This window comes from Dactylosporangium sp. CA-152071 (assembly GCF_050936335.1).
Lineage (GTDB): Bacteria > Actinomycetota > Actinomycetes > Mycobacteriales > Micromonosporaceae > Dactylosporangium > Dactylosporangium maewongense.
In genome coordinates this window covers 4002185-4016608 of the sequence record NZ_JBNJMZ010000001.1, presented here as the reverse complement: position 1 = coordinate 4016608, position 14424 = coordinate 4002185, and the positions used below count along the sequence as shown (strand labels likewise).

Annotated in this window: 15 protein-coding genes; 7 read left to right on the top strand and 8 right to left on the bottom strand. The window is 72.7% G+C overall.

Annotation, left to right across the window (positions count from 1 at the left end; genetic code table 11):
• The first annotated feature begins 14 nt into the window (after window positions 1-14).
• Window positions 15-1166: an acyltransferase family protein gene (locus ACQEVZ_RS17905; RefSeq protein ID WP_433367790.1), complete on the top strand. Its 1152-nt coding sequence runs from the start codon at window positions 15-17 to the stop codon at window positions 1164-1166.
• Window positions 1167-1175: 9 nt separating this feature from the next.
• Here ACQEVZ_RS17905 and ACQEVZ_RS17900 read toward each other — a convergent pair whose 3' ends face one another.
• Window positions 1176-2132 (bottom strand): carbohydrate kinase family protein, encoded by a 957-nt coding sequence (locus ACQEVZ_RS17900; RefSeq protein WP_433367787.1) that lies wholly within the window; start codon window positions 2130-2132, stop codon window positions 1176-1178.
• Window positions 2133-2481: 349 nt separating this feature from the next.
• Between ACQEVZ_RS17900 and ACQEVZ_RS17895 the strand changes: the two genes are divergently transcribed.
• The gene (locus ACQEVZ_RS17895; protein WP_433367784.1) at window positions 2482-3534 is read left to right on the top strand and encodes a helix-turn-helix domain-containing protein; all 1053 of its coding nucleotides are present in this window, start codon (window positions 2482-2484) and stop codon (window positions 3532-3534) included.
• 11 nt (window positions 3535-3545) lie between these two features.
• On the opposite strand, the gene ACQEVZ_RS17890 is transcribed toward ACQEVZ_RS17895, so the two are convergent.
• Together ACQEVZ_RS17890 and lhgO are read right to left on the bottom strand one after the other, a co-directional pair.
• Complete coding sequence (locus tag ACQEVZ_RS17890; RefSeq protein WP_344503222.1) at window positions 3546-4079, bottom strand: hypothetical protein; 534 nt, start codon at window positions 4077-4079, stop codon at window positions 3546-3548.
• Window positions 4080-4096: 17 nt separating this feature from the next.
• Window positions 4097-5278 (bottom strand): L-2-hydroxyglutarate oxidase, encoded by a 1182-nt coding sequence (gene lhgO / locus ACQEVZ_RS17885; RefSeq protein WP_433367781.1) that lies wholly within the window; start codon window positions 5276-5278, stop codon window positions 4097-4099.
• 67 nt (window positions 5279-5345) lie between these two features.
• Between lhgO and ACQEVZ_RS17880 the strand changes: the two genes are divergently transcribed.
• On the top strand, window positions 5346-6392 hold the full coding sequence (locus ACQEVZ_RS17880; protein ID WP_354888532.1) for a lysylphosphatidylglycerol synthase transmembrane domain-containing protein: 1047 nt from the start codon (window positions 5346-5348) through the stop codon (window positions 6390-6392).
• 22 nt (window positions 6393-6414) lie between these two features.
• Here ACQEVZ_RS17880 and ACQEVZ_RS17875 read toward each other — a convergent pair whose 3' ends face one another.
• Window positions 6415-7143, bottom strand: a complete 729-nt coding sequence (locus ACQEVZ_RS17875) for an SDR family oxidoreductase (protein WP_433367776.1) — start codon at window positions 7141-7143, stop codon at window positions 6415-6417.
• Between the two features lie 51 nt (window positions 7144-7194).
• On the bottom strand, window positions 7195-7740 hold the full coding sequence (locus ACQEVZ_RS17870) for a Uma2 family endonuclease (RefSeq protein WP_433367773.1): 546 nt from the start codon (window positions 7738-7740) through the stop codon (window positions 7195-7197).
• Window positions 7741-7865: 125 nt separating this feature from the next.
• Between ACQEVZ_RS17870 and ACQEVZ_RS17865 the strand changes: the two genes are divergently transcribed.
• Window positions 7866-8309, top strand: a complete 444-nt coding sequence (locus ACQEVZ_RS17865) for a hypothetical protein (protein ID WP_354888526.1) — start codon at window positions 7866-7868, stop codon at window positions 8307-8309.
• On the top strand, window positions 8306-8731 hold the full coding sequence (locus ACQEVZ_RS17860; protein WP_433367770.1) for a hypothetical protein: 426 nt from the start codon (window positions 8306-8308) through the stop codon (window positions 8729-8731). The genes ACQEVZ_RS17865 and ACQEVZ_RS17860 overlap by 4 nt, the downstream gene beginning before the upstream one ends.
• On the opposite strand, the gene ACQEVZ_RS17855 is transcribed toward ACQEVZ_RS17860, so the two are convergent.
• Both ACQEVZ_RS17855 and ACQEVZ_RS17850 read right to left on the bottom strand, forming a co-directional pair.
• Window positions 8728-9075, bottom strand: a complete 348-nt coding sequence (locus ACQEVZ_RS17855; RefSeq protein ID WP_344503215.1) for a winged helix-turn-helix transcriptional regulator — start codon at window positions 9073-9075, stop codon at window positions 8728-8730. The two genes, ACQEVZ_RS17860 and ACQEVZ_RS17855, sit on opposite strands and share 4 nt — an antisense overlap.
• Window positions 9075-9755, bottom strand: a complete 681-nt coding sequence (locus tag ACQEVZ_RS17850) for a metal-dependent transcriptional regulator (RefSeq protein ID WP_344503254.1) — start codon at window positions 9753-9755, stop codon at window positions 9075-9077. The genes ACQEVZ_RS17855 and ACQEVZ_RS17850 overlap by 1 nt, the downstream gene beginning before the upstream one ends.
• Before the next feature lie 203 nt (window positions 9756-9958).
• Here ACQEVZ_RS17850 and ACQEVZ_RS17845 point away from each other — a divergent pair, with 203 nt between their 5' ends.
• Window positions 9959-11119 carry an acetoin utilization protein AcuC gene (locus ACQEVZ_RS17845; protein ID WP_433376830.1) on the top strand — a complete coding sequence of 387 codons (1161 nt, stop codon included), beginning with the start codon at window positions 9959-9961 and terminating at the stop codon, window positions 11117-11119.
• 166 nt (window positions 11120-11285) lie between these two features.
• Here the strand turns inward: ACQEVZ_RS17845 and ACQEVZ_RS17840 are convergent, their stop codons facing one another.
• Entirely contained in the window at window positions 11286-11555 is a 270-nt protein-coding gene (locus ACQEVZ_RS17840; protein WP_344503213.1) for a DivIVA domain-containing protein, read from the bottom strand.
• A 40-nt stretch (window positions 11556-11595) separates the two neighbouring features.
• On the opposite strand from ACQEVZ_RS17840, the gene ACQEVZ_RS17835 reads away from it, so the two are divergent.
• Window positions 11596-14157, top strand: a complete 2562-nt coding sequence (locus tag ACQEVZ_RS17835; RefSeq protein WP_433367765.1) for a GNAT family N-acetyltransferase — start codon at window positions 11596-11598, stop codon at window positions 14155-14157.
• The last annotated feature ends 267 nt before the right edge of the window (window positions 14158-14424 follow it).

Sequence of the window (14424 nt, the reverse complement as noted above, 5' to 3'; positions counted from 1 at the left end):
TCGTTTGTCAGGATGTGTTGGCTGATCGGTACTCGCCCCGCTCGAATGCGCTCGGCTTCCTGCGGCTGTGCCTGGCCCTCGCGGTCCTGGTAGGACACTCGTGGCCGCTCGGGCTGGGGCGGGCGACACCGGGGCTGGGGTTCACCGGCGGTCAGGCGGACCTCGGCGCCCTGGCGGTGGACGGGTTCTTCGTCCTGTCGGGCTTCCTCGTCACGGCGAGCGCCGGCCGCCTGGGCGCCGTCCGGTTCGCCTGGCACCGGTGCCTGCGGATCTTCCCCGGCCTGTGGGCGTGCCTGCTGGTCACCGCCGCCTGCGCCGGCTGCTTCGCGACGTTCCCCGCGGCGCTGGCGTTCGCCCGGCACAACGCCCTCGGGCAGCCGCACCAGTGGGGCATCGGCACGCTGTTCACCGACACGCCCTACGGCCGGCTCACCGGCGGTGTCTCCGTCGTGAACGGGTCGCTGTGGAGCCTGTCGTTCGAGCTGTTCTGGTACGGCGTGCTCACCGCCCTCACCGCCTGCGGCGTGGTCCGCCGTTCCCCGCGACTCGTCCTGCTGCTGACCGCCGGCACCTACTCGGTCCTGCTCAGCGACCTCCTCCACCAGCTGCCCGAGACACACACCGTCCCGCACCCCCGCGGGTCGTTCGGGCCGATCCCCTTTTTCGGGTCGCTCGACACCCAGCTGCTCATCTACCTGGGCTTCCTGTTTCTCCTGGGTGCGTCGGCGCAGCTGTACCAGGACCGCATCCCGGCGCACCCGGCGCTGGCGGCGGCCGCGGCGGCGCTGCTGCTGGCCACGCTCCGGTTCGGCGCCTTCCCCGTGCTCGGCTACCCGGCGCTCGCCTACCTGCTGCTGTGGGCCGCCTGCTCCCTGCCGTCGTGGACCCACCGGATCGGCCGGACCCACGACTACTCGTACGGCATCTACATCTACGCCTTCCCGACCCAGCAGACCCTCGCCGCCCTCGGCGTCCACCAGTGGGGCATGCCCGCGTACGTCATGGCGTCGGCCCTGGCCACGGCCCTGCTCGCGGCCGCCTCCTGGCACCTCGTCGAGCGCCCGGCCCTGCGCCTCAAGCACTGGACCCCGCCGCACCCCCGGCGCCCGGTGGCCGCCCCGCCGGTCCGCCAGGTCACCCGCGACGTGGTGACCGCCGACCGCTGAACCCGGTGGTCAGCGCACGTGCCGGACCGTCACCTCGGACAGCAGGCGCCCGAACGGGGCGGGCCGCAGCGGCGCGTAGGTCTGGCAGCCGAACTCGGTGGTCGCCAGCGAGCCGATCGCCGTCGCGGTTGCCAGGCACTCCGGCAACGGCCGCCGCTGGGCGTACAGGGCGCAGAACGCCCCGGCGAACGCGTCGCCCGCGCCCGTCGAGTCGGCGACCGTCACCGCGGGTGGAGTGGCGGTGCAGCGGGTGTCGCCGGCCGCACAGTACGTCACGCCGGGGCCGTCCGTCACGACCACAACGCCGGCGCCGAGGCGCTGGAGGGCCTCGGCCGCCGCCGCGGCGCCGGACAGCCCGGCGGCACGGACGGAGTCCATCTTCATGAAGACCACGCCGGCCGACCCCATCATCCGGACGAAGTCCGGCGTGTCCCAGGCGGACGCGACGAAGTACGGCTCGAGGTCGAACGCCACCAGCGCGCCGGCCTTCCGTGCGGCGGCGCCGATCTCGCCGCACCACGCGGCGTCCAGGGCGACCGGATAGACGACGTCCCAGTCGCCGCCGGCCGCCTCGGACACGCATGCCTCCACATCGGGCAGGGGCAGCCCGGGGTCGAGGATCACCATGGACTTCTCGGCGCGGTCGTCGATCGTCGTCACCGCCGTGAGGCTCCCGCAGCCGGCGGCCTCGGCGGAGCCCCGCAGGTCGATCCCCAGCGCCTCCAGCCGGCGGCGGATCGCCGCGGCCTCGGCGTCGTCGCCGAACGTGGTGACGAGACGGGTCCCGGAACAGAACTGCCTGGCGGCGACGGCGAAGTTGGCGGCCATTCCGCCCGCGAACCAGCCGAGCCGTGCCCCATGGACTTTCTCGTCCCGCTCCGGCAGTGACGCGACGCGCAGATAATGGTCGGCGGACACCATGCCGATCGCCAGAACGGTCGGTGAATCCGTGCGGTCCGCGGACATTCACGCCGCCTTTCGGTATCGACATCAGGCGTGATTACTGGACGTTTTCCCGACAGCGGAAGAATGCGGTGTGCGGGCGATCTCAGATGCCGCGAACTGCGGTGATGAGCGCGGCGAGGGCCGACAGGAGTGCCGCGAGCGTCAACCAGTTCACCTGGTAGCGCCGCACCCGCCGGGTCGCCTTCCGGTCTGCCATGCTTACCTCCTCGGAAGCGACGGATCATCGTGAAGACAATTCTTCCGTGCCGGCCGAGCGGGTGTCCGGAAATTGGTTGACCATTGGCGGGTATTGACCCTTCTTGACCGGCCGTGCTCAACTGGGGAACAGGTTGACCCGGGGGGAGATCAGATGCCGCTGCAGCCGCCGTCGAGCCGCGCGCTGCCGGACGGCCCGCTGCGGACCCTGGTGGTGGAGCTGCACCATCTGTACCGGCAGGCCGGCTATCCAGGGGTCAAGAAGATCAGCGGCGAGATCCGTGACCGCGACGACCTGCCCGACGCCGTCAGCCACGAGACCGTCAGCAAGATCCTCCAGGGGGAGGTGCTGCCCCGCTGGAGCAAGCTGGAGAGCCTCGTGCGGGTGCTCGCCGGGTGGTCGGTCGACCGGCCGGTGCCCGACGAGGAGGCCAAGCGTTTCCAGCGCCTGTGGCACGTGGCTGGTGGCTCGCCCGACGACGAGGCGGCGAGCCGGCTGCCCGCGCAGCGCACTGAGCCACGACCAGGGCCACGACCGGAGCCGCGCCCCGAGCGGGAGCCCGCGCCGGCACCCGGCGAGCACGACCTCGTGGTGGAGTGGGAGGACGCGCACCTGTCGTATGCGGACGGCGTGTACCACTGCAGCATCAGGCGGGCGCTGTACAACGGGATCGACGAGCCGATCACGCAGTTCCCGATCGAGATCTGCGCCGACCGGTACCCCGACGACCCGGAGCTGTCGAACCGGCACCACCACGCCAACCCCATGACGTGGGACGAGCTGCGGCTCAGCGCAGCCTGCGGCGACGAGCCCATGAACTGGCGGCCGTACACCGACCGGGAGGCGCTCAAGGAGGTGTGGCTGCTGTTCGAGAACGCGCGGGGACAGTTCCCGCTGTATCCGGGGCAGCGCACCGTCATCGCGTACTCGTGGAAGGTGAGCGACCGGCAGTGGGGGCCGTGGCTGCAGCGCAACATCCGGCTCCCGACGCGGCGCCTGAGCGTGGTCGTCGACTTCCCGGAGGACGTCGACCCGGTCGTGTGGGGCGTGCGCAGCTCCCTGTGGCACCGGGACGTCCCGCTGCGGACCGCCATCGTGCGGGAGACGCCCGGGGACGGGCGGGTGACCTTCTCCTGGTCGACGGACCGCACCGCGCTGCAGGACCGGTACCGGATCGAGTGGCGGTTCCGCGGCGAAGGGACCTGACCACCGGCCGGTCAGAGGCTGCTGAGGTCGATCAGCTTGGCGAGGTCCACGAGCTTCGGCAGGAGCTCCGCCGCCTTGTCGTCGCCGGTGCCGGCGGGGAGGTGGACCGTCAGCTGGATGATGCGCTTGTTGCCGGCCAGCCAGCCGACCTCGACGGCCGGGCCGGTGCCCTCCGCGGCGGGGGACTGCCGCTGGTACGCCGCGGCGCCGAGGCCCTGGACCGGGGCGGCGCCCTTCGGCTGGACGGCGGTGGCGTAGATGTCGGGGCCGATGGTGGTGGCGCTGACCGACAGGATCAGGTCGGGGAGCGGGGCCTTCTGCGGCTGGAGGACGCAGGTGAACGTGTTCTCCAGCGTCGCCGCGGCGGCCACGCCGTACTGCAGGCCGAGCTTCGCGTTGACGACCGGGAAGTCGAGCAGCTGGCAGGCGCCGCCGGAGGCCGCCGCCGGGGCGGTGGACGGGGTCGCGGCGGCCGGGCTCGCGCCGGCGTCGTCGCAGCCGGTGAGCACGAGCAGCGCCGTGAGCGCCGCGACAACCCTTCGCACGACGCGCACCCTACCGCCTACCTCGGCAGGCGGTAGACGATGTACTTCGCGATCTCCAGGGAGCTGGTCGCGGCCGGGGAGGGGGCGTTGAGGACGTGCACCTGCCTGCCCTCGGCGACGATGAGGAAGTCGTCGACGAGGGCGCCTTCGCGGGTGATGGCCTGTGCCCGTACACCTGCCGACGCCGGAACGAGATCGGCGGTCGTCACCGCGGGCACCAGGCGGGCCAGGCTCTCGGCGAACCGCTTCTTCGACAGGGAGCGGCGGACCTCGGTGAGCCCGTACCGCAGGTGCTTGCGGGCCAGCTGCCACATGCCGGGGTAGGCGATCGTGTCGGCGACGTCGCCGGGGCGGACGCGGGACCACGAGTAGCCCTCGCGGGCGGTGGCGAGGACCGCGTTGGGGCCGGCGTGGACGCTGCCGTCGACCATCTTCGTCAGGTGCACCCCGAGGAACGGGAACTGCGGGTCCGGCACCGGGTAGATCAGGCCGTTCACCAGGTGGCGGCGCTCGGGTCGCAGCTCGAAGTACTCGCCGCGGAACGGGATGATCCGGGCGGGCGGGGTGATGCCGGCCATCTTCGCGACCCGGTCGGCGTGCAGGCCGGCACAGTTGACGAGCACGTCGGCGAAGATGTCGCCGACCTCCGTGTGCACGACCGTCTCGCCGTGCAGGGTGGAGATGCCTCTCACCCGCGCGCCGAGGCGCAGCGTCGCGCCGGCCTTCTCCAGCAGGGTCGCGAGGGTCTCGCACACGGCGCCGAAGTCGGCGATGCCCGTCGAGGCGACGTGGATGCCCTGCACGCAGGCGACCTCGGGCTCGAGCTCCCGCGCCTCGGCGGCGTCGACCAGCCTCGCCGGCAGCCCGTTGGCCACGGCCCGCTCGTGCAGGCTGCGCAGCCGCGGCAGCTCGGACTCCTCCGCCGCCACGATCAGCTTGCCGGTCACCTTGTGCGGGATGCCGTGCTCCCGGCAGAAGTCCACCATCGACGCGCTGCCCGCCTTGCACAGCGTGGCCTTGAGGCTGCCGGGCTTGTAGTAGACGCCCGCGTGGATGACGCCGGAGTTGTGCCCGGTCTGGTGCGCGCCCCAGCGCTGCTCCTTCTCCACGACCGTGACCTCGGCGTCCGGGTGCTCCAGGGTGATCCGGTGCGCCGTGGCCAGGCCGACGATCCCACCACCGATGACCACGAACCGCACGCTGCCTCCTCAAGCCCCTGATTGGCGCTGGGTACCTCGCATCCTAGCCGTGCTAGCGTTCCCGACCGTGGGTCAGCCTGTCGTCGAAGTGGCACCAGCCAAGCCGTGGCGGGCCCGCCTGATCACCGCCGTGCGCATCCTCGCCGCCGCCGGCATCGTCTACTTCATCGTCGCCACCACGGTCCGGCAATGGTCCGATGTGGCGGCGACGTTCCGCGCCCTGTCGTGGCCGTCGCTGATCGCGTCGCTCCTCGCGGCCGTCGTCTCCCTGTGGACGACGATGATGGCGTGGCGGGCGATGGTCGGCAGCATCGACCACCCGCTGCGGGTCCGCGACGCCGCCCCCATCATGCTCGTCGGCTCCCTCGGGAAGTACCTGCCCGGCTCGGTGTGGGCATATGTCGTGCAGATGGAGCTCGGCCGCCGCGCCGGCGTCTCCCGCTCGAAGGTGTTCATCGGCTCGGTGCTGGTCAGCGGCCTCGGCGTCACGTCCGGGCTGATCCTGACCACCCCCGGCTTCGGCACCGCCCTCGACGGCGTCAAGGCCTCGGGACACGAGGTCTTCGGCTCCGTCGCCGTCTGGGCGTCGGTGATCCTGCTGCCGTTCGCGGTCGCCTGCTGCTACCCGCCGCTGCTGACGTGGATCGTCGGGCGGGCCATGCGGGTGCTGCGCCGCCCGCCGCTGGACCGGCCGATCACCTGGCGCCCGATCCTCTCCAGCGTCGCGTGGTGCGTGGCCGGCTACGTCACCGCCGGCCTGCACGTCTGGCTGCTGGTCCGCTCGCACCTGCCGGGCCTGTCCGGCCTCACCGGCAGCGTCTTCGCGATGGCCCTCGCGATGAGCATCAGCACGTTCGTCATCGTGGCCCCCTCGGGCCTGGGCGCCCGCGAGTTCCTGATGGCGATCGCCCTGGCCGGCCTGGGCGTGCCGTGGGCGACGGCGTGGGCCCTGACGCTCGTGTCGCGCCTGCTCTTCACCGTCGCCGACGTGGCCGCCGCCGGCGTCGCGGGCGCCGTGGGCCTGCGCCGCATCCGCCACGCGACGTCACCCTCGCCGGCGCCGGCACCCTCGCAGGCACCCGCGCCGCCGTCGCAGTCGCCGTCGCAGTCCTGAGCCTCGTGGGGCTGGGCCGCGGTCACAGCTTCCGGGCCAGGTACTCCTCCCACGTGCCGGTGCCGCCGCCGGGGCCCGTCCCCGCCCCGCCGCGCAGCGCCCGGAACGCCTTGCCCGGCAGCCTGACCGGGATCAGCAGCCGCCGCTTCCCGGCCCGCCCGAGGTACACCCGCCACAGGTCGCGGGCACTGCGCCGCTGGGGCCCGGACAGGTCGGCGGGCGTCGCCGGCAGCTCGCCCTCGACGATCTCCGCGAGCCGCACCGCCACGTCGTGCACCTCGACCGGCCTCAGGTCGAACGCCGGATAGAACCCGACGAGCGGCAGCCTCGTCATACCCTTCGCGATCGTCAGCACCAGGTCGTGGAACTGGCTCGCCCGGAAGCTCGTCCCGCCGTACTCCGCCACCATCTTCTCGATGGCCACCTTGGCGTTGTAGTAGCCGAACGGGATCCGGTCGACCCCGACGATCGACACGAACACCAGCTCCGGCTTTCCTGGAGCCCGCCGCATCGCCTCGATCAGCTTGCCCGCGGCGGCCACGTCCCGCCGCCCGTCGGTGGCCGCGTGCACGACCACGTCGACCCCTTGGAGGGCCTCGTCGATTCCCGCCCCGGTGAGCAGGTCGCCGTGCACGTAGCCCGGCTTCGACCGGCTGAGCCCCCGCACGTCATGTCCACGTTCCCGCAGGACGGCAACCACGTCCCGCCCGAGCGTCCCGGTCGCCCCGGTGACGAGCACTGTTCGCTTCATGGCCTACTTGACGCCCCAGCTCCGAGAACGTGACACGGTGTGGCAGGCGTCTCAGCCCAGCTCCGGCACCTCACCGGCGAGCAACTCGTCGAGCGGCTCCCGGCCGATCTCCTTGTACGCCCCGTCGACGAGCTGGAACCGCAGCACCATGTCGTCGGGCTCGACCCGCCAGAAGTGCTCGATCCCGACCTCGGCATACTCGACGGGCTTGAGCCACCGGTCGGTGCGCTCCGAGCCGGGCGACACGACCTCGACCGCAAGCAGCAGCGCCGCCGCCTCCAGCCACACCGCACCCCGCGGCGCGGGGTCCTTCGTCACCATGAGGTCGGGAATGCGACCGCTGCGGTTGTCATCAGCAGTTTGGATGCCGGAGTTCAGGTTGATCCGCCCGCGGAAACCGTGGGACAACAGCCATGCGAACAGGAGCCCGCCGATTTCGTTGTGTCTCCACGTGCCGGGTGGCATGACGATGAGATTCCCCTCGGCCAGCTCGAACCGGTGCTGATCGTCAGCGGCGGCGAGCGCTGTCACGTCGTCCAACGTGAGCGGCCCGAGCGGCAGATTCGGGGCGGCGGTCATGCCGTGCTCCTCACTCATCCAGTCCAGTCTAGGGCACATCACGCGCCGTCGAACCTACATGTCCCCATATGCGCATGCAAGTTGAAGCTGCGTTCATATAGCCATACGGCATGCACCTGCGCTAGCGTCCGTACGTCACGTACTTGACGTACTTCGCCGGAGGGTCGATCGTGAACTGCGTGCACTACACCAGCTATTCCGAGGCCAGAGCGCATTTCAAGGACCTCCTCGACGACGCCGGGCGGGGGCGGGTGGTGACGGTTCAGCGGGAGCACCGGAGCGCGGCGGTCGTCGACCAGGAGCGCCTGCGGGCACTCCTCGCCTCGTCGGTGCCGGCCAGGGCCGAGGTCGTCGCCGAGGCCGGCGGGTGGTCGATCTTCATCCCCGGACTCCCGCTCGCCGCCGACGGGGCGACGTTCGGGGTGGCGGTCGACGAGATGGTCGATGCGTTGCGTGAGTACGCCGAGGACTGGCAGGACCGGCTCCTGGACGCCCCGAACCACGCCGGCAACTGGGGGCTCGTCCAGCTCGTCGGCCTCAGCACCGACGAGCAGCTCCGGGACTGGCTGGTCGGACCGGGAAGATGAGGCATCCGGCGCCGACCCGGCAGGACCACGAGCGGTTCTGTCAGGTGGACGGATGGGTGCGCGTCCGCGACGCACACGGACGCACCGGGACCCATCACCTGATCTATGAACTGACACTCAAGGACGGGCGGACGCTGCGGACCAGGATCTCCCACCCGCCGGACCGCACCGGATACGGGCCCGCGCTGTGGGCGCACATCCTGCGCGATCAGCTGCAGGTGTCGGAGGCCGAGTTCTGGGCCTGCGTGCGCGACGGCGCCAGGCCGGACCGGGGGGAGCCGGTCCGCCGGCAGCCGTCGCTGCCGGCCGACCTCGTGCACCTGCTGATCACGCGGGTCGGCGTGGATGAGCGGGCAGTGGCGGCGATGACCAGGGACGAGGCGCTCGACCGGCTGCGACGGTTCTGGTCGGAGGGTGGCTAAGCGGTGGTCCGGGCGTCGTAGTGTTCGCGGGCCTGGGCGACGTCGGCGCGGTGGCGTTCCGCCCAGGTGGTGATGGCGAGCAGGGCGGCGTGGAGTTCGGCGGCCATGGGGGTGAGGGAGTACTCGACCCGTGGCGGGACCGTCGGGTAGACGGTCCGCACGAGCATCCCGTCACGCTCCAGGTTGCGCAGCGTGAGGGTCAGCATGCGGCGGCTGATGCCGGTGATGGCCCGCTCCAGCTCGGTGAACCGGATCGGGCCGTCGGCGGCGGCCACCATGATGCACACGCTCCACTTGCCGGCGACGCGGTCGACCAGCTCCTGGACCGTGCACCCGGGATGCATCAGTGGGCCGCGACGAACACCCGCGACGCGACCTCCCGGGGCAGCCGGATGCGCTCGCCGGCCCGGTCGATGCTGACGCCGTCGCGCTCCTGGGCCACGGTGACCGTGGCGCCGGGGTCGATGCCGGCGGTGTGGAGCTGGCGCAGGACGTCGGCGTCGGTCTGGACGCTCTCGCAGATGCGGCTCACCACGACGGCCCCGGCGAGGCCGGGGAAGGCGAGGTTGCGCTCGGGGTCGGACAGGTCGTGGGGCGTGGCGCTGCCCTCGAGGCTCTCCAGTCCCGGGATCGGGTTGCCGTACGGCGAGCGGGTCGGGCGCCCCAGCAGCTCATACACCCGCTGCTCGACGGCGTCGCTCATGACGTGCTCCCAGCGGCACGCCTCTTCGTGCGCCTCCTCGTAGGGCAGGCCGATCACGTTGACCAGCAGCAGCTCGGCGAGGCGGTGCTTGCGCATGACGGCGACCGCGTGCACGCGGCCCTCGTCGGTCAGCGCGAGGTGGCGGTCACCCTCGACGATCAGCAGGCCGTCACGCTCCATGCGGGCGACGGTCTGGCTGACGGTGGGTCCGCTCTGGTGGAGTCGCTCGGCGATGCGGGCGCGCTTGGGGACGACGCCCTCCTCCTCGAGCTCCAGGATCGTCTTCAAGTACATCTCGGTGGTATCGACCAGGTCGTTCACTGCCTTGCCCTCCCGGTACGCGATAGTACTCGTCGCGTACGTCAAGATTGGAACGTGACAGCCAACCAGGCGATCTTGGACGGTGCCGTCGTCGCCGAGCTGGTGTGGGAAGCGGGGGTCACCGCTTCACGCAATCCTACCGGCGCGCGCAGGGTACCCGCGCACAGTGGAATGGAGGGGCCGGTCACGTGAACACACTGGTCATGTGGGACGACGCGCTGCTGCGGTACGACATGGGCGAGCACCCCCTCGATCCGGTGCGGGTCGAGCTGACCATGGCGCTCGCCCGTGAGCTGGGCGTCCTCGACCGTGAAGGGGTCACGCTGCGGGCGCCGGAGCCGGCGAGCGACGACGTGCTCGGCACCGTCCACGACCCGGACTACATCGCCGTGGTCCGTGCCGCGTCGACCGGCCGGCGGCTGAGCATCATGGGGCTCGGCACGTCGGACAACCCGACGTTCCCCGGCATGCACGACGCCAGCGCCCTCATCGCGGGCGCCACCCGCGCCGCGGCGGAGGCGGTCTGGCTCGGCGAGGCGGACCGGGCCGTCAGCATCGCCGGCGGGCTGCACCACGCGATGCCCGCCCGCGCGGCCGGCTTCTGCGTCTACAACGACCCCGCGGTCGCGATCGCGCGCGTGCTGGAGCTCGGGGCCGAGCGGGTCGCGTACGTCGACATCGACGTACATCACGGCGACGGGGTCCAGGAGATCTTCTACGACGACCCCCGGGTCCTGACCGTCAGCCTCCACGAGTCGCCGCGGACGCTCTTCCCGGGGACCGGGTACCCCGACGAGACCGGCGGGCCGGGCGCGGAGGGCTCCGCGGTCAACGTCGCGCTGCCGCCCGGCACCGACGACGCCGCCTGGCTGCGCGCGTTCCACGCCGTCGTGCCCGGGGTGCTGCGCGCGTTCCGGCCGCAGCTGCTGTTCACGCAGTGCGGCGCCGACACGTACCGGCACGATCCCCTGGCCAACCTGTGGCTGACGGTGGACGGGCAGCGGGCCGCGTACCTGGCGCTGCGCGACCTCGCCACCGAGGTGGCCGGCGGCAAGTGGGTCGCCAGCGGCGGCGGCGGGTACGCGCTCGTCGAGTGCGTCCCGCGGGCCTGGACGCACCTGCTCGCGGTCGTCACCGGCGAGGCCCTCGACCCGCAGACGCCGATCCCGGCGTCGTGGCAGTCGCTCGCCGCGAGCAAGCGCTCCAACAACCCCGTGCCGACGTCGATGACCGACGGAGGGTCGGGGGAGTGGACGCCGTGGGTGCCGGGCCAGACCCCCGACGCCGTGGACCGGGCGATCATGGCGACCCGCGCGGCGGCGTTCCCGTTCTTCGGCCTCGACCCCCACGACCCGCGCGACTGACGCCGAACAGCAGGACCGTCACCGTCAGGCCGCCGCTGTACGCCGGACCGTCACGGTCAAGCCGACGCCGACGGCCGTGGCCGACGTCGTACGGCCGGACCTGCACGCCGACGCCACAGGCCGTGGCCCACGCCGTACACCGGGCGGCAAACGGCACAAGGTCGAGCTAATGCCGCACGACGGCCTCGAGCCTGGTCAGGCGCTGCTTGATCCGGTCGAGCTCGGCCAGCATCGCCGACTCGGCCGCCGTCGACGTGCCGAACGAGGTCTCCGGCGAGGGCGTGCCCCGCAGCGTGGACAGCTCGTCGTGCAGCGCGGTCAGCGCCTGCGCGACGACGTCCAGGAACGCGTCGACCTCGTCCTCGTCATAGCCGCGCTTGCCGAACGCCGCCTTCGTGAACCGGACGGCTTGCACGTCGGCCGGGGTGAGCATCATCCGAACACCGTACTAAACCCGGCAGTGCGAACATGAAGGCGTGACCGAATCACCGGAGCGGGCCGCGGACGTCCTGCTGTCGGACGGCACGACCGTCCACTTGCGACCGATCCGGCCCGACGACGCCGACCGGATCGTCGCGCTGCACTCGCGGTTCTCGGAGCGGACCAGGTATCTGCGGTACTTCTCCGCGTACCCGCGGATCCCGCAGCGGGACCTCGACCGGTTCGTCAACGTCGACCACCACGACCGGGAGGCGTTCGTCATCGAGCACGGCGGCGAGCTCATCGCCGTCGGCCGCTACGAGCGGCTCGGCGCCGGCTCGCACCAGGCGGAGGTCGCGTTCGTCGTCGAGGACGTGCACCAGGGTCGCGGCATCGGCTCGGTCCTCATCGAGCACCTCGTCGCCGCCGCGTCGCAGGAGGGCATCACCGAGTTCGAGGCCGACGTCCTGCCGGTCAACCAGGCGATGCTGCGCGTGTTCATGGCCGCCGGCTTCTCCATCGAGCGCGAGTTCGCCGACGGCGTCGTGCACCTGTGGTTCCCGATCGCGGCGACCCCCGACTCGATGCGCGTGCAGTGGGCCCGCGAGCAGCGCGCCGAGACCCGCTCGATCGGCCGGCTGCTCAACCCGCGGGGCGTCGCCGTCTACGGTGCCCGCGCCGACGGCTCCGGCATCGGCGCCGCCATCCTCGCCCACCTCAAGGCGGCCGGGTTCACCGGCCCGATCATCCCCGTGCACCCGTCGGCGCCGACCGTCGGCGGCCTGCCGGCGGTGCCCGTCCTCGCCGGCCATCCGGAGCCCGTGGATCTGGCGGTGGTGTCGGTACCGGCGGAGGCGGTGCCCTCCGTCGTCGCCGACTGCGCCGCGGCCGGGGTGCACGGGCTCGTCGTCGTGTCCGCCGGGTTCGCCGAGGCCGGACCCGCCGGTGCCGAGGCGCAGGCCGCCCTGCTGCGCGCCGTCCGCAGCCGCGGCATGCGCCTCGTCGGCCCCAACTGCCTCGGCATCGCCAACACCGACCCGGGCGTCCAGCTCAACGCGACCCTCGCGCCGCTCCTGCCGCGCCGCGGCCGGGTCGGCTTCTTCAGCCAGTCCGCCGCGCTCGGCACCGCGCTGCTCGCCGAGGCCGACCGCCGGGGGCTTGGCCTGTCGACCTTCGTGTCCGCCGGCAACCGCGCCGACGTGTCCGGCAACGACGCCCTCCAGTACTGGCGCGAAGACCCCCAGACGGACGCGGTGCTGCTCTACCTGGAGACGTTCGGCAACCCGCGCAAGTTCGCCCGCATCGCCCGCGAGCTGGCCCGGCGCAAACCGGTCGCCGCCGTCGCGAGCCCCGTGCGGCCGCCCGCCCTCGACGCCGTCGCCACCGGCCCGGACGCCCGCGGGGTCGCCGCCCTCTTCGCCAGCTCCGGCGTGATCCGCGTCGACACGGTCGCCGAGCTCTTCGACGTCGGCCTGCTCATCGCCGGCCAGCCCCTGCCGACCGGCGACCGCGTCGCCGTCGTCACCAACGCCGCCGCCCTCGGCGTCCTGACCGTCGCGAAGGCGCCGGCGGCCGGGCTGCGCGTCGCCTCCGTCCGCGACCTCGGGCCTTCCGTCGGCGACGCGGACTTCGTCCAGGCCGTGCGGGAAGCGCTCGCCGACGACTCGGCCGACGCGGTCATCGCCGCCTACGCGCCCGCTCTGGCCCTCCCGGGCGAGCTCGGCGTCGCGGAGCTGCTGCGCGCGCTGGAGCCCGGCCGTCCCCTCGCGGTCGTCCTGCCGGCCGACCCGTCCTTCGCCGTCGCGCCCGCCTACCGCTCCGGCGACCCGTTGGCGCTGCCGACGTATCCGGCGGTGGAGGAGGCGGTGCGTGCCCTGGGCCGCGTCGCCCGCTACGCCGCCTGGCGCCGCGAACCCGTCGGCACCGTGCCGTCGTTCCCGCCCGCCCCGGCTGCGTCCTCTGCGGACTCTGTGGACGAGCTGCTCGCGGCGTACGGCATCCCGGTGGTCCCGTCCTTGCGCGCTTCCGGCGCGTCGGTCCCGGCGGTCGCCGAGTCGCTGGGCCTGCCCGTCGCCCTGAAGGTCGCGACGAAGCCGTGGCGGCACCGCATCGACCTCGGCGCGGTCCGGCTCAACCTCACGTCGCCCGGCCTGGTCACGGAGGCCTACCAGGAGCTCGAACGCCTCTTCGGCGCCGGCGTGGAGGTCCTCGTCCAGCCGATGGTCGCCCCCGGCGTCGCGTGCGTCGTCGAGGTCGTGGACGACCCCGCCTTCGGCCCGGTCGTCGGCTTCGGCCTCGGCGGTGAGGCCGCGGACCTGCTCGGCGACCGCGCATGGCGCCCCGCCCCGCTCACCGACCGCGACGCGGCCGCCCTGGTCCGGGCCCCGCGCGCCGCGCCGCTGCTGACCGGGTACCGCGGCTCCGCACCCGTCGACCTGGACGCCCTCGCCGACCTGCTGCTGCGCATCGGCCGCCTGGCCGACGACCAGCCGACCGTGTCGTCGCTGTCCCTGAACCCGATCCTGGCCCGCCCCGAAGGCCTGGCGGTCCTTCACGCGACCGCCACGTTCACGTCCCCGCTGCCACGCCCCGACAGTGGCCCCCGCCGCCTGTACTGAGGCGCTGTACTTCCGCCCCACCGCTGCCGCGGAGAATCCCAGTGCGCCGCGCTGCGGCGCACTGCCCGCGCCGAGACGCGAGGCAGGGCCAGCGGCTGCGCCGCATCCGGTGGCCGCCCCCCCGCCTGCGTCCAGCAGCGGGGTGCCCCGGTCCCGTGATCCAAGGACGGTTCTGGTCGTGCGGGCGGCCGGATCCGTCCTTCGATCACCGCGAAGATCGATCTGGGCGCCTGGTGCCGGGGCGGCATCCGGCCGCATGCCGTCGCG

Excerpts from the sequence above, each read along its gene's own strand:
- ACQEVZ_RS17900 (WP_433367787.1), bottom strand. The coding sequence starts at position 2,132 with ATGTCCGCGGACCGCACGGATTCACCGACCGTTCTGGCGATCGGCATG.
- ACQEVZ_RS17895 (WP_433367784.1), top strand. The coding sequence starts at position 2,482 with ATGCCGCTGCAGCCGCCGTCGAGCCGCGCGCTGCCGGACGGCCCGCTG.
- ACQEVZ_RS17875 (WP_433367776.1), bottom strand. The coding sequence starts at position 7,143 with ATGAAGCGAACAGTGCTCGTCACCGGGGCGACCGGGACGCTCGGGCGG.
- ACQEVZ_RS17870 (WP_433367773.1), bottom strand. The coding sequence starts at position 7,740 with ATGAGTGAGGAGCACGGCATGACCGCCGCCCCGAATCTGCCGCTCGGG.
- ACQEVZ_RS17860 (WP_433367770.1), top strand. The coding sequence starts at position 8,306 with ATGAGGCATCCGGCGCCGACCCGGCAGGACCACGAGCGGTTCTGTCAG.
- ACQEVZ_RS17855 (WP_344503215.1), bottom strand. The coding sequence starts at position 9,075 with ATGCATCCCGGGTGCACGGTCCAGGAGCTGGTCGACCGCGTCGCCGGC.
- ACQEVZ_RS17845 (WP_433376830.1), top strand. The coding sequence starts at position 9,959 with ATGTGGGACGACGCGCTGCTGCGGTACGACATGGGCGAGCACCCCCTC.
- ACQEVZ_RS17840 (WP_344503213.1), bottom strand. The coding sequence starts at position 11,555 with ATGATGCTCACCCCGGCCGACGTGCAAGCCGTCCGGTTCACGAAGGCG.